General features: G+C 30.0%; 13 protein-coding genes. 5 read left to right on the top strand and 8 right to left on the bottom strand.

Features of this window, described 5'->3' with window-relative positions:
- Positions 1 to 346: 346 nt before the first annotated feature.
- The 3 genes from DK865_RS14810 to lpxL all read left to right on the top strand — a co-directional run bounded on the left by DK865_RS14810 (position 347) and on the right by lpxL (position 3,210).
- Positions 347 to 1,204 carry an alpha/beta fold hydrolase gene (locus DK865_RS14810; RefSeq protein ID WP_109392259.1) on the top strand — a complete coding sequence of 286 codons (858 nt, stop codon included), beginning with the start codon at positions 347 to 349 and terminating at the stop codon, positions 1,202 to 1,204.
- Between the two features lie 395 nt (positions 1,205 to 1,599).
- Positions 1,600 to 1,812: a transcription antiterminator/RNA stability regulator CspE gene (cspE, locus tag DK865_RS14815; protein WP_004247021.1), complete on the top strand. Its 213-nt coding sequence runs from the start codon at positions 1,600 to 1,602 to the stop codon at positions 1,810 to 1,812.
- Between the two features lie 468 nt (positions 1,813 to 2,280).
- Positions 2,281 to 3,210: an LpxL/LpxP family Kdo(2)-lipid IV(A) lauroyl/palmitoleoyl acyltransferase gene (gene lpxL, locus DK865_RS14820; protein ID WP_109392260.1), complete on the top strand. Its 930-nt coding sequence runs from the start codon at positions 2,281 to 2,283 to the stop codon at positions 3,208 to 3,210.
- A gap of 423 nt (positions 3,211 to 3,633) precedes the next feature.
- Here the strand turns inward: lpxL and DK865_RS14825 are convergent, their stop codons facing one another.
- Together DK865_RS14825 and DK865_RS14830 are read right to left on the bottom strand one after the other, a co-directional pair.
- Positions 3,634 to 3,945 carry a hypothetical protein gene (locus tag DK865_RS14825; RefSeq protein WP_109392261.1) on the bottom strand — a complete coding sequence of 104 codons (312 nt, stop codon included), beginning with the start codon at positions 3,943 to 3,945 and terminating at the stop codon, positions 3,634 to 3,636.
- A 1,014-nt stretch (positions 3,946 to 4,959) separates the two neighbouring features.
- Positions 4,960 to 6,381 (bottom strand): SMI1/KNR4 family protein, encoded by a 1,422-nt coding sequence (locus tag DK865_RS14830; RefSeq protein ID WP_109392262.1) that lies wholly within the window; start codon positions 6,379 to 6,381, stop codon positions 4,960 to 4,962.
- A 579-nt stretch (positions 6,382 to 6,960) separates the two neighbouring features.
- On the opposite strand from DK865_RS14830, the gene DK865_RS14835 reads away from it, so the two are divergent.
- Together DK865_RS14835 and DK865_RS14840 are read left to right on the top strand one after the other, a co-directional pair.
- Positions 6,961 to 7,884 (top strand): 5'-nucleotidase, encoded by a 924-nt coding sequence (locus DK865_RS14835; protein WP_109392263.1) that lies wholly within the window; start codon positions 6,961 to 6,963, stop codon positions 7,882 to 7,884.
- Positions 7,885 to 8,144: 260 nt separating this feature from the next.
- Complete coding sequence (locus tag DK865_RS14840) at positions 8,145 to 8,324, top strand: hypothetical protein (protein WP_036912237.1); 180 nt, start codon at positions 8,145 to 8,147, stop codon at positions 8,322 to 8,324.
- 444 nt (positions 8,325 to 8,768) lie between these two features.
- On the opposite strand, the gene DK865_RS14845 is transcribed toward DK865_RS14840, so the two are convergent.
- The 6 genes from DK865_RS14845 to DK865_RS14870 form a co-directional block, all read right to left on the bottom strand.
- Complete coding sequence (locus tag DK865_RS14845; RefSeq protein WP_023581381.1) at positions 8,769 to 9,203, bottom strand: hypothetical protein; 435 nt, start codon at positions 9,201 to 9,203, stop codon at positions 8,769 to 8,771.
- A gap of 182 nt (positions 9,204 to 9,385) precedes the next feature.
- The gene (locus tag DK865_RS14850; protein WP_109392264.1) at positions 9,386 to 9,979 is read right to left on the bottom strand and encodes a hypothetical protein; all 594 of its coding nucleotides are present in this window, start codon (positions 9,977 to 9,979) and stop codon (positions 9,386 to 9,388) included.
- 434 nt (positions 9,980 to 10,413) lie between these two features.
- Complete coding sequence (locus DK865_RS14855; RefSeq protein ID WP_109392265.1) at positions 10,414 to 10,917, bottom strand: hypothetical protein; 504 nt, start codon at positions 10,915 to 10,917, stop codon at positions 10,414 to 10,416.
- Positions 10,918 to 11,251: 334 nt separating this feature from the next.
- Positions 11,252 to 12,427, bottom strand: a complete 1,176-nt coding sequence (locus DK865_RS14860) for a tyrosine-type recombinase/integrase (RefSeq protein WP_109392266.1) — start codon at positions 12,425 to 12,427, stop codon at positions 11,252 to 11,254.
- Positions 12,428 to 12,613: 186 nt separating this feature from the next.
- A complete protein-coding gene (locus DK865_RS14865) occupies positions 12,614 to 13,183 on the bottom strand; it encodes a serine acetyltransferase (RefSeq protein WP_109392267.1) in 570 nt (189 codons plus the stop codon).
- Positions 13,184 to 13,241: 58 nt separating this feature from the next.
- On the bottom strand, positions 13,242 to 13,493 hold the full coding sequence (locus DK865_RS14870) for a hypothetical protein (RefSeq protein ID WP_109392268.1): 252 nt from the start codon (positions 13,491 to 13,493) through the stop codon (positions 13,242 to 13,244).
- Between the last annotated feature and the right edge of the window lie 57 nt (positions 13,494 to 13,550).

The raw sequence follows: 13,550 nt of genomic DNA on the forward strand, positions 1-13,550 counted from the left end.
ACATGTTTTTTATCACACAAATAAGATAGTCATAAAAAATAAATCCGTTATAAAAATAGTCTTATTGTGATTTTCGCTGTGGGGAACAATGGTAGAGCTCTTACATATTATGACTAATTAAAGTATACTAATAGAATATAGTATAATCATTAATCATTTCTATTGTTTACAAAAAATAAATTTCGGTTTATTTATCTGTAACGAAACAAAAATTATTGTGAGTTTATATGAAGTCTTACCCTTAGCTAGTTCCAATATTAATTTTTAAAAGCAAAACTTAAAAATAGACATTGCTATCCAAATTGGCAGGCAGTGTGTTATCAAAAATTAATAAAAGACCAATCTAATGAAAATTAAAAACTCAAGAAAATATAACGTATCATTACCAGATAATAGAATTTTAACGTGGTATGAATCAGGTTCAGAGCAAGGTAAGCCAGTATTATTTTGTACCGGAGCCGGTATGAGTGGTTTATTAGGAATAGATGTTGACCTTTTAAATAAGCTTAATATTCGATTGATTACACCCTCTCGACCAGGATTAGGTGATTCCACTTTTGATCCTCAGAAGTCGTTAAAATCTTTTTCTAAAGATATTTTATTTTTATTAGACCATCTTCATATCAAAAATATTAATGTAATGGGGTTTTCACAAGGTGCTGTTTTTGCTATGGCTCTTTGTGTTTATTGTCATGTTGATAAATTACTTATTGTCGCAGGACAAGATCAATTTGATTATCCTGATACACAAAACAAGCTAACAGATGATGTTGTAAATATGCAACATCAAGCTGTTGGATCACCTGATTCGTTAGCGAGTTGGATTAAGCAAAATATAACCGCTAAGTGGTTAATGGATTTTATTCTAAATTACAGTGCTGATGTTGATTTGGCTATTTATAAATCAATTGATTTTCTCCCAGTTTATCAAGAATGTATGGCTGAAGCTTTTAAACAAGGCAATGATGGATACATTCAAGATTTGCTAATGACTATGCAACCTTGGGGATTTTCACCTGAAGAAATAAAGACACCAACAACCTTGTGGTATGGTATGAAAGATACTAGTACAGTTCATTCTCCGGACTTTGGGGATTTATTATTTCAACGTTTTCCTAATGCTGAACGGCATTTATGGCCAGAAGAAGGTGGTTCACTTCTATGGACGAAGACAGAAGAAATTTTATTAGAACTCGCTGATTAAGGTGATGTAGTACATTAATGATAGAGTAGATACCGGTTATCTTAAAAAATAACAGGATCTACTCTTTTATTCATGTTCTTAAATTAAAATAATGGGATAGGTGAAATAGATAATTATTTTTATCTTATAATTATTTTCTAATTTGGTATGCGAAAAGTTTTTTTAAAATAAAAATGAAAATAGTTTGCTATAAGATGAATTATATGACTTAATAGCGCCACTGGTTTGGAAGTACAGACCTATTTATGTTAGTGCAGTTTTAAGTAGTTCACCGTTTAGCGTTATCCCTGATACCTCTTCGTTGCGAATTCCTTCAAATAGTGACCATAAGTAAAAATCCGAAATCAAACCGCAAACAATGCCTTATGGCTAAATAATTAATTAAAGGAAATCTTATGTCTAATACAATGACTGGTACAGTAAAATGGTTTAACGATGATAAAGGTTTTGGCTTTATCACTCCTAAAGACGGTAGCAAAGACGTATTCGTACACTTTTCAGCGATCCAAAGCGATAGCTTCAAATCTCTGAAAGAAGGCCAAGAAGTTTCATTTTCTATCGAAAATGGCGCTAAAGGTCCAGCAGCAGCGAACGTAATCGGTCTGTAATTTATTGATCTGTGGCTACTGTAAATATTGCTCAATGCAATATCGATATAAGTAAGCTCTAAAAAACCTCACTTCGGTGGGGTTTTTTTATATCAATTTATAGAGTTATTTAAATTTAAAGTATATTTAGCCAAGCGTATAAAAAATAGATTTATTAAAGTTATGTAAATATTTAATATACATTAATTTAAATTTTAGAAAATTATTTACTTTAATGGATAATGATTTTTACAGAGAAATAATTTAATAGATAAAAAATTTTTTATAATGGCAAAATAAAAGCATTAAGATATTGTCTTCTCAATCCAAAGAAAGAAAAAAAAACCATTAAAATAAAAAAGATATCAGATAAATCATAAAAAAATAATTTAAGATAAAAATTAAATTAATATTTAATGACTTATTTTAAATAATTGCTGTCTAATTCAACATGGCTTAAATGCTTTTTAGTTCCTAAAGGACAAACTTGTGTACGCTAAAAATGCTTTTTCATTACATCTATTACATCCCAAATATTTCTTAACTTGGTTTGGTGTCTTTATTCTTTTATTATTAGTCCAACTTCCTTATTCTTGGCTACTTTTTTTAGGTAAACATCTTGGGTTGTTATCTCGTTTCTTTGTTAAAAGAAGAGTCTCGATAATAAAGAAAAACTTAGAATTATGCTTCCCTAATAAAGATAAAAATGAAATTAACAAGCTTGTTATGGATAATTTATCGTCACTAGGTGTTGCATTATTTGAAACGGGTATGGCGTGGTTTTGGAGTGATCGCCGATTAAAAAATCTCTTTGAAGTACAAGGGATCTCCAATTTTACTGATGCAAATGATAAAAAGGCTGGAATTTTATTAATTGGTATACACTCTATGTCACTAGAGCTGGGTGGGCGTATTATGGGACTTTGTTTCCCTGTGAATGCGATGTATCGACCACACAATAATAAAGCAATGGAGTTTATCCAAACTAAAGCAAGATGCCGCTCAGATAAGGGAATGATAGATAGACGTAACTTGAAGTTTATGGTCATGGAGTTAAAAAAAGGAAAAGCAATTTGGTTTGCTCCTGACCAAGACTTTGGTTTAAAAGGTACAACATTTTCTCCATTCTTTTCTGTTGAGAAAACATCAACCTCAAAAGGGGTGGCTATATTAGCAAAACTATCTGGGGCGCCTTCTTTAACTGTTACTTTGGTCAGAAATGAAAATCAGAAAGGCAAAAAATACAGTTTGATCATTGGTAAAGAACTGATTAATTATCCTTCTGAAAATATTCAAAATGACACAGATAGAATGAATAAGTTGATTGAGACAGAAATTATGCGAGCTCCAGATCAATATTTATGGGCCCACCGCCGTTTTAAAACTCGACCGACAGGCGAAGCCAGTTTTTATAATTAATTTTTTATATAAAAAAGACCAACACATTATGTGTTGGTCACAGTAAATACTGGAAGCAATGTGAGCAATGTCGTTGTGAAAGACCAAGTAAAATACTCAACTATTCACAAGGTAAAAGATAATCATTATCACTTATGTTGTCAACCCTAAGATTTGTATGGATTTGGAAGATAAAGACAAGAGTACAAAGTAAAGATAAGAAGATACGAAGATAAAAATTTATAAATAAGTGAAAGCTGAGTTAGCAGATATAGATGTAAACTATATCTGCTATAATATATTATAACCATAATAGAAAATACCATTTATATAGTAATGAATTCTAGTTTTTGGAAAATATATACTCGTTATTTAATAATAAATATTATTTCTATTTAATAGAGGTTAATGTTTATTAAAAATATAGATTTTAAAATTGCTATATTAATTGTATACGATATCCATTATTCCTACATTTTCTTTGATCCAATTTATGCTCATTGAACCTTTATTTTCACCTAATTGAGCATTGAAAATTTTATTTGGTTCAATTTTATGTAAAGTTTCTTTCATTTCGGTTCCATTCCAGCAATTTGCTTTAAAAGTATTTTCTACTGAGTCGGTTATACAATTTCCTTCCACAATTGAACCTATAAATGTAATTGTTCCTGAACCGATCACTTTATTGTTATTTGCTACACTTGGAGCTGATAATAAAAGTGCTAAACAAGTTCCGATAATAAAATTCTTTTTCATTCTATATTCCTTTAATAATCTTTATTGGATTAATTTTTTGATTTGTTATTTTTTGTACAATGAATAAATATCTTTTGTACCGAGTTGATGGAAGGAATATTAGAGGAAAAAAATATATCAATCTGTAAAAAATCTTGATGGTTAATGACAACTAGATAAAGATTTATCAATGATTTCATGGCGTTCTAAGTGGCATAATATTAATGTAATTTGATGTGTTATTGTCTAATCTTTTGAAAAATAACAACTTAATCTATTTTTGATTATTTTTGTTAATAAGTTAACTTTTTTTGACATTAGTTAAATTGCTTAATTTTTTAGTGATACATTTTGTCGTTAAAATATAAAACTTATAAAATGAGTAATTTCAGAGTTCAAAAAAACTTGTCAAAGTATTACAAATAAACGGTTATAAAGAATAGAAAATCATCTTTATTTGATGATTTATAAACTAATTATAGTCATAGATTTTTCCGTTCATCGAAAAAAATATCACAGGCATAATATGTTTACGCTATGGGAAAAAATATAAAAGTATGTTTAGTTTGAAAATAATGAGAGTTTAATAATTGAACATCTTAAGAGGGTGATTTAGATAAAAAAATCCCCGCACAAGACGGGGGAAATTAAATATCTATCAGTGATGAAATACTGAAACCAATAGTAAGGGAAAAAGAGATATCAATCTGTAACAAACTTTAAAAAGAAATGATAAGAATACGTGCAAAATTAGAGCTATTTTATAAAGAGATAAACTGGAATTTGAATCTTCTTTATTTAACTGCTTGATTTTATTTTGTTTTAATTTTACTGTTAAATGATATAAGATAAAATTATCTTAGTCTCGCTATAAAGTTTATATACATTTAGTTGAAAAATTTGATAATTTATTTCGTTGATTAGAATAACAATATGCTTATTTATAATGCAATTAGAATTATAAATAGACAATAATAATGTCTAAACTATCGTCTATTTAGAAAATAAGAATAAAAATGTCTATTTATCTGTTAGTTACCATCTTGTTACATCAATTTCATTGTTCTGATATCCCTTTGCAATATAAGAAGAAATATTGTTGCGTATATAAGGATTTTTTTCTTTGGGATACATTTCCCAAGCTTGTTGTAAGTAAGGTAACAATTCACTATCGATGTAATTTGAGCTTGATAATGCCTGAATTGCACCTAAGCTGATCTCTTCATTTTCAGAGATTACGAGTTCATAAAACGCTAATGTTTTATCTTTTAAATTAATATCATGAGAGGCTGCATAAATTGCGCTTCTTACTATTTCTACGCTTGTGTGAGTAAAGAATGGTTGAAAATCTTCAACTAAAACGGCGTTTAATTCTGCCAATAAGTAACCGATAAAACGCAATGTATCTTCGTTATCCGTTGCTTTAAGAATTGGGAAAAAATTATCTTTGAAAAGAGAACATTGATCCCTATATTTAAAGTAAATAATAGGAATAACAATATCTGTTTTTTCATCAAATGGGGCAACTAAAGCTTGCTGAATATAAGGTAGCGCTTGTTCCTTAAAATAGGTGGCTAAAACATTTAATGACACTTTATATAACTCAATATTTTTAGTTTGTAGTTGTTGCTCTAAAAAATATAAACTGCTGTTGGATAATTCAGGTAGCTTAGTTAATGAATTGATAGCACTGATCTTTTTGGTAATATCTTCATTGTTTTGGGCAAAATGAAGTAATGTTTCTTCATTACCGCCCATTCGATGACCAAACCAGCTTGTGTTATAGCCTAAAATTACTTCATCTAGCCAACGCTCGTACCATTGTGTAAATGAAGTTTCATAGGAAAATGTGTAAGGAGTCTCTGAATTAACCCAATCAGACGTATATAAAATATGTCCTTTATATTTACCATTAATCACTAATAAAAGGTCGTATTCACATCCACAAGTACCTAAATAAAGCGTACCTTGATGAACTCTATCGCAAATAATATCAAAGTCTTCATCACTACAATCTTCGGGGACATGACAAAGGGCTTTCCACTCATCAATATCCATTTTAGGCTTTAGTAAACAAGGCAATGCACAATTGTGTATACCATTTCTATCTATAGCGTCATCAAAAGCATATAAGCCATAGTAAGGACCAGCACCACCATAAGAGCCTGTACCACCATTGCCAATTTGAGTTACAAAGGCGATATAATCTTCAGGAAATTCACATCCTGCTTTTGCTTGTAGCTGATTAACTTTCTCTATTGAGAGTGGCGAATTTAGTTGGTATTTATGATTATCAGCACCAAATTCCTTATATGCATGATCAATACTAGCTACTAGTGCTAATTTCTTACGGATACGCTCAATAGGATTACCTGCATATTTTTTATTAAGTTGTTCCCATTGCTGCTTTGATGTTAGTTCTTTATTTTTTCCAAAGATTGTGGAAATAAAACCCATAATTTAAAAATCCCTATTGATGATATGGTTTAATTACAACGTGGTTATTCATGGTCCTTTTTTAGATAGTGATAACCAGATACAACATTATTATCATGCGTTAAATTCACTATAAACTATTTTAGCTTCAACAAGATAATAGTATTTCTAAGGAAAGTATGTTCTACATTTAGGTTTAAATCGAGTATGAGGTAATACAAAGAAAAAAAGACCAACGCTAGGAGAGTTGGTCAATAAATACTAGAAGCAATGTGAGCAATGTCGTTGTGAAAAACCGAGTAAAACACTCAACCATTCACAAGTTAAAAGATAATCATTATCATTTAACTTGTCAACCCTACGAAGATCACGGTTACTATTTATTCACACTCAAAGGTAATAAATTGGCTTACTTTACAGAAATCAATGTTGAAATTTATTTTTAATAACAACAAGATAATTATTTCCTTTTTAATTGTATTTATTTTATTGACTAAATCTTTAAATTGCAGAGAACGTAAATGTATTGTTTTCTTATCTTCACCCTACTCAAAAGAGTGATAATATGAATAATCAAAGGAACTACAGGGAGTTTTGGCAATGGCATATGATTTAACAAAGAGATTAGTCATAGGGCTTTCCTCTAGTGCATTATTTGATTTAGAAGAATCAGATAATATTTTTCGTACTGAGGGGGAGGAAGCTTATCGGAAATATCAACATGAAATGCAAGATGTGTCTTTGAATAAGGGGGTTGCATTCCCTTTTATTAGCAGGCTTTTGAAACTAAATAACATTAGACCTGATGATCCACTCGTTGAAGTTATTTTGTTATCTAGAAATGATCCCGACACTGGATTAAGAGTGATGAATTCTATTGAGCATTATAAGTTAGGGATCACTCGAGCGGTATTTCTTCAAGGAAAATCGCCTCATATTTATATTCCAGCATTTGATATTGAATTATTTTTATCTGCAGATCATGGCGATGTATTACAAGCAATTAAGGCAAATTATCCCGCAGGTCAGATATTAGCTGGTCATATTAATGATGATGACGATGTTGAATTAAGAATTGCGTTCGACTTTGATGGTGTGATTGCTGATGATGAAGCTGAAGTTATTTATAAAACTTCAGGTCAGTTGTCTCAATTTCATAATCATGAAGCTAAAATGGTTGATATACCTCATAATCCAGGACCATTAAAAAAATTCTTACAGCGCATTTCTGATATTCAAAAATTAGAATTAGAAAAAGTAAAACAGGAACCTACCTATATTCCATTACTTAAAATCTCTATTGTTACTGCGCGCAATGCACCCTCTCATAAACGTGTTATTAACACAATGAGAGCATGGGGAATTTCTGTTAATGAAGCCTTTTTTATGGGCGGTGTAGAAAAAGCGAATGTATTGAAAATTTTAAAACCACATATATTCTTTGATGATCAAAAATTACATTTAAAATCTTCATCTGAACTTCCATCTGTACATATTCCATTTGGAATTGCGAATAAAAAATAGATAATAAATAAAATATTTATAATAAATAAGATGTGTGATAATCATATCATACACCTATTTTTTATTTTGTCTAATATTGTCTTTATTTGAGATATTTTATTGTTTTATTTATTCTTCATAAAAACAAGAACAAAATTGGATCTATTTTTATAGAAGTAGTATGGTGTTTAGTGATTTATATATATTATAAATTAATCACATTTTATTTATAATTTATTTAAAGAGGTCATTTAATTAATAAAAAGTAAATGAGGAAAGAAATGGATAATAATCATAGGTTTTTTTCTGATGATGTATGCCCTAAAACCGCATTGTATGGTCAGTTTTATGGTGATAATCAATATGCTGGACGAGATTATGAAAGAAAAATATATAACGGAAATAAGTTTCCAAAAACTAAAAAAGGATTTTATTTTAAAAAATTAATGAACTTTAAATAATGAAATAACAAGCAAATAATATAAAGTCATTTTAACAAAAATATCAGTTGATGGTTGTATAGCAACGATTTTTAATTCGTTAAAAACACTACAAATTTATTATTAAATTTTAAACCCCAGCAGATTGCTAGTTCTAGCATAAAGGCTGGAAGTTTTTTAATATTATTTGATGCTAAGTAATTATCATATTAAATGACTAGCACCGTAATATGCAATCATCAACATTTTTTATATTATTGATGGCTTATCTTTGATTTTATTTATCGAATATATGATGAGTTTCTAAAGGTTTATAATGTGTGGAATAAATATAAAGAAGAAGTGGGTAAATATTATTACTATAACAGGTGAGTTATTTATATAAAAACTCACCTGTTTAATATAGAAAATCATACCATATTAAAATACAACATTAATTTTCCTACATTATTTTGAGGGAATTTATTATAAATGTTCCCAGCATCCTGAATAATTCCAATCTGTAATCGTTCCTTTTTTATTAGCAACAAAATTATTTGTACAAATCGTTGATTGTCCCCATCCATTATTTTGCGTCCATTTCCATGTGTATTGTGTGCCACCATCTGTTCTTTTATGCGTGTTACTTGGACTGCCCCAAGACATCACAAGATCATCTACTGATTTACCAACCCAATACGATCTACGTGCTTTGAACTCTTCTATCTGCTTTAATCTCTCTAACCTTGCTTTACTTGGTGCCTCTTGCTCTTGGTTTTGTAAAGCTTGTTTATGTTTAGCTCCTGGTACTCCAGTAAGAGCATAAGTTAAGTCTGAAATAGCATCACGATCTCTTTGGGTACAACCACTTAGTATGACTAAGGAAGAGAAAGAAATAGCAAAAATTAATTTGTTAATCATAATAATCCTTTATTGTATTAGGAATTCATGCCATATATTTAATAATCATATCTTAAATTTTAAAATAAAACATTTAATAAATTTAAATCAGTCATTGTTTGATAGTTGTTATTTGATGGTCTTATTTTAATTGTGCAGATTTTTATTTTTGAGGATAAGAGTAGACACGTCTTTTTAATATATTATATTTCTTTACCTATTCGTTTATTGCAAAATTTTCTGCTAATAATAATGAATGTTATACCTGTAAATACTATAAAAACAACAAGTAGATAAAATATTGAATTATAACTATCCATAGATAATAAAATAATAAATAAAGATAATAGCGAGAGTAAAAAGAAAATTTTATTGTTTTTAACAATGAGATATATAAATGAGATAGCAAGTGATATTAATAAAAAACTAAAATAAGCAATCAATAAAGCAACAAAATGCCAGCTATTAAAAAAATTAGATGGGATACCTTCTTGATAAAATATCATTATTGATACGATACCCGTTGCGAGAAAACTCATATAAGTAAAGACAACAAGGACAAATAGATCGGTTTCTATAAATAACAAATATCTAAGATGGATAGCCCTTATGATAATCTCAGTAAGAGAAGAAAAAATTAACATACTTAGAAAAAAGACAAAAAACAGGATAAGTGAGAACGAAATATTTTGAGAATCGATGAATATAGTAATACTAAGATATAAGGCGGTTAGTACAGATAAGAGTGGAGATATAAAAGTTAATAACTTTTTATCTTTTTTAGTTTTTACTATCATTAATCACTCCTCATTATAATTAACCTGAAATGGTTTAGTATAGATACAGGGAAAATATAATGGGGATTTTACCAGCGTTTTACCAGTGGTAAATTCTAGACATAAAAAAACCAACCGTAAGTGGTTGGTTTTCTTAATTAAAAATGGTCGGCATGATAGGATTTGAACCTACGACCCCTGACACCCCATGAAACCGATTTTAAGCAACATAACTCATTGATTATAAATATAAATAATGTGTTTTTATGTGATTACATACAGTGCTAAATATACAAAATATGCACTATAAGAATCAATGGGTTAAAGGGAGTTTTACCACTATAATTATATATTCACTTCTTAGACTTGAGCTTAGAGTTTTCGTAGATAGAATATAACTAAACCTGACATATAAATGAGCAGTTGCTTATCTTGAATTCTTTCCTGTTATATATTTAAAAAAATGGGTCTAGTATTATAAAATCATTTCCCCGTTTCATTACATTGGCTGATTTAAGTAAATCAATGTTGAAATTATGTGTTTTTGAATAATTAAGTAATATTTTCAAGTCATTAGATAAATTATAAGGGTCAGATGCAGGATTGTTTCCTTTCCTTATTTCATCTAAAGCGGGTAAAATCCATTCTTCATAAGCACTACACTCGGATTGGGACATTGGAGTTAATAATTCCATTTCGGTGATTGAGTATTCGTTATTTGGATTTGAACTATTAACCAGCCCTAAAGGCTCATCGTGAAAATATATTCTAACTACATTCGTTAGGCCAGAAGTAGCAGAATAAACAAGTTTAGCGAAATGCGAGTAACCTGGATCACCTCCAATACGAACAACAGTCGCACCATTAACTAGAATATCTGTATTAATTCCTGATAAATTATTGGATATTACTTTAAAACCATTTTGTTCATAATGAGTAACTGATTCTTGTCTTGTCATTTTATTTTCCTTACGTACCCAAAAATTGGGGGCATTTTTTATTTATTATACGATATTTAGGTAAATATTTTTAAACTAATTTCATTCATTGCAAAATACATGTTGTATCTAGATGACGGCTTCTGTCGATAAATTAATTAGCTATTTACATTCAATTATTAAAAAATATTTATACATATAAGAAAACTTACTGTTCCTAAATAATCCTCTAAATATAATGCCTCAACGATGAGCTATAGGAGGAACAACGTTCACTTATGGTGTAGTGCTATCTTTCAGATTAGAATTGACTCAATTTTACATTCGTATTCGCTCAAATCTGAACTAATACAACTTATGCAATCTCACAATGTGGCACTTCAACCCATTGTACATGGTTTTCTGTATAAATCTTGGTTGACTCTGCATCACTGTGAGCCATTCGAGCTTGTGGATCAAAACCGCGTTGTTTAAACATAAAGGCTGCCAACGCTCTTATTTCATGAAAGGTTGGTCTTTCATCTAAAGGTAAATGACTGGCAACGCCCACTCGATCACGTAACGTTGAAAATGCACGACTAAGATAATCAGGTGCTACTTGTGTGGGATGATTAACTTCTTTACTCACCTTATTTGGGATACGAGTTGGTAGCCTATGCACAATATAAGGGCTTGCCACATTGTCACGGCTATTATCGATAATATCCTTAAGCGCTTTACCTATGGGGATCGCAATATGAGATGCCTCTTTATGTTGCACTTTTTGTCTATGAATATAAATCATCCCGTATATTCCATTTAAGGGTTCTTCATACCATAAACACCCACAGATGCCTTCTTTGGGAGCTTTGATATTATATTTTATGCGTGATACTTCGAGCCTTGCTTGTGTTGTTTGTAACGCCAGATCCATTGCTGTTCTTAACCAAGGTTCTGCAGATGTTCGAATTTTAAGAAAATCATCATAAGATAATCTTCTACGTTTTTTTCCATCAACTCTTTTCATTTTCTTACGTTCAGCAGGGTTATCGAACATAAGAGATTCATCCATTGCGTAACTAAAAATTTTCTTTAGAAAACTTACCTTACGATTTTGTACATTAGCAGAAGCATCGGCATGATATTCATTAATATAGCCATTTACATGTTCCAGTGAGATTTCATTCGCGGGGATATCTTTAAAAAAGATCTTAATTCTTTCTAAGTCATTAACCCAGTTACTAAGTGTACTGTCTGATGGTTTCTCATCATTAGTGATCCGCAAAAATAACTTATCTAAATGTTCTGAAAGAGGGAGAGCCTCTCCATATTGTCCTCCCGAGTCAATAATTAATGAGTTAACAGAAACAGATTTTTCTGGTCGCATAATATTGTTGTATTCTCTGGCTATTGCGATAGCTTTTGCTTTATCTGCACCAATACATTTGCGAATACCGTTAGTTAGCGTTAAACGATATTGTTTTTTGGATGAATCGTAATACAGAAAGTCAGGTAGATGCCTAAATTCCTTTCTTCTTGGTCTACTGGCCATATCAAGAAGCCCTTATTAACTCATCGACACATGAAGAAATAACGGACTCGATACGAAGTTAGATAGCAATGGAACCAGTTTAACAATATTAAAAACTAATATTACGACATCGAATATTGATATTTATGACTGATGGCATTAAATATGGGATGTTAAGTTTTATTAACATCCCTTGTTTAATATAGTTTACCAAATGGTTTTATTATTCATGGTCGATATTTTGATCGAGTTACTAGATTTTGGTGTATAAACAATGCAATTATCAGGAATATCTTTATTTATAAAGCTCATAGCTCCGATCATCACATTATTGCCAATCTTTATATTATCTCCTATGATACAAGAATTAGCACCTATGGTTACATTATCACCAATATAAATATGCCCTTTTTGAGATGATGATACGATACCTATTGTTGTATTTTGTCTTGCATGAAAATTTTCACCAATAACAGCTTCATAGGCAATTACCAATCCAACATAGTGACTAATAGATAATCCAACACCAATTTTTGCACCTAACCCAATGTCACATCCATATTTAGTTTGTAATCTTCTATTTATAAAGTTTGCTAATTTTAAGTGTTTATTGGAGTGATAAAAATAACTAGCAATACGCCACCAAAAATAGAATCGTCTATCTGGATATTTCCATGCTCTACGGATTGTTTTTGTCCATGAAAATCTTTTAGTATCAGATTTTATAACTTCTTTTTGTAAACAAAGTTTTAAAAATCCTATTTGTGAATGGTTCATATAAATACGCTTATAAAATAAGTTTTTTATATGATAGTTTATCAACAATCGATAATCATTAACTTTTTATAATTGATTTACCATAAAAATACCCCTCCAACTTCTCAAACAAATCCCTCGCCACAGCCTCTGTCATATACGTTCTCATCGGTTCCCGTCTTACATTTTTCATTTCAAATGTATTCTCATCAAACCTTGGATCAGAAAAGATAATATCCATAAACAGATAGCCATACGGGTTATCTGCAGATAAACGAGCTTCTTCTAACTGAGCAATATATTCCGCATTATTTATTTCGAGTTTAATCATGATATCACCTATTTGACTGTGTTTTTATACAGTAATTTATATAAGGTAACGAATAGA

The organism is Proteus cibi (assembly GCF_003144405.1).
In the GTDB taxonomy this organism is placed as follows: Bacteria; Pseudomonadota; Gammaproteobacteria; order Enterobacterales; family Enterobacteriaceae; genus Proteus; species Proteus cibi.

Excerpts from the sequence above, each read along its gene's own strand:
- DK865_RS14850 (WP_109392264.1), bottom strand. The coding sequence starts at position 9,979 with ATGATAGTAAAAACTAAAAAAGATAAAAAGTTATTAACTTTTATATCT.
- DK865_RS14840 (WP_036912237.1), top strand. The coding sequence starts at position 8,145 with ATGGATAATAATCATAGGTTTTTTTCTGATGATGTATGCCCTAAAACC.
- DK865_RS14855 (WP_109392265.1), bottom strand. The coding sequence starts at position 10,917 with ATGACAAGACAAGAATCAGTTACTCATTATGAACAAAATGGTTTTAAA.
- cspE (WP_004247021.1), top strand. The coding sequence starts at position 1,600 with ATGTCTAATACAATGACTGGTACAGTAAAATGGTTTAACGATGATAAA.
- DK865_RS14860 (WP_109392266.1), bottom strand. The coding sequence starts at position 12,427 with ATGGCCAGTAGACCAAGAAGAAAGGAATTTAGGCATCTACCTGACTTT.
- DK865_RS14865 (WP_109392267.1), bottom strand. The coding sequence starts at position 13,183 with ATGAACCATTCACAAATAGGATTTTTAAAACTTTGTTTACAAAAAGAA.
- DK865_RS14825 (WP_109392261.1), bottom strand. The coding sequence starts at position 3,945 with ATGAAAAAGAATTTTATTATCGGAACTTGTTTAGCACTTTTATTATCA.
- DK865_RS14810 (WP_109392259.1), top strand. The coding sequence starts at position 347 with ATGAAAATTAAAAACTCAAGAAAATATAACGTATCATTACCAGATAAT.
- DK865_RS14830 (WP_109392262.1), bottom strand. The coding sequence starts at position 6,381 with ATGGGTTTTATTTCCACAATCTTTGGAAAAAATAAAGAACTAACATCA.
- DK865_RS14835 (WP_109392263.1), top strand. The coding sequence starts at position 6,961 with ATGGCATATGATTTAACAAAGAGATTAGTCATAGGGCTTTCCTCTAGT.
- DK865_RS14870 (WP_109392268.1), bottom strand. The coding sequence starts at position 13,493 with ATGATTAAACTCGAAATAAATAATGCGGAATATATTGCTCAGTTAGAA.
- DK865_RS14845 (WP_023581381.1), bottom strand. The coding sequence starts at position 9,203 with ATGATTAACAAATTAATTTTTGCTATTTCTTTCTCTTCCTTAGTCATA.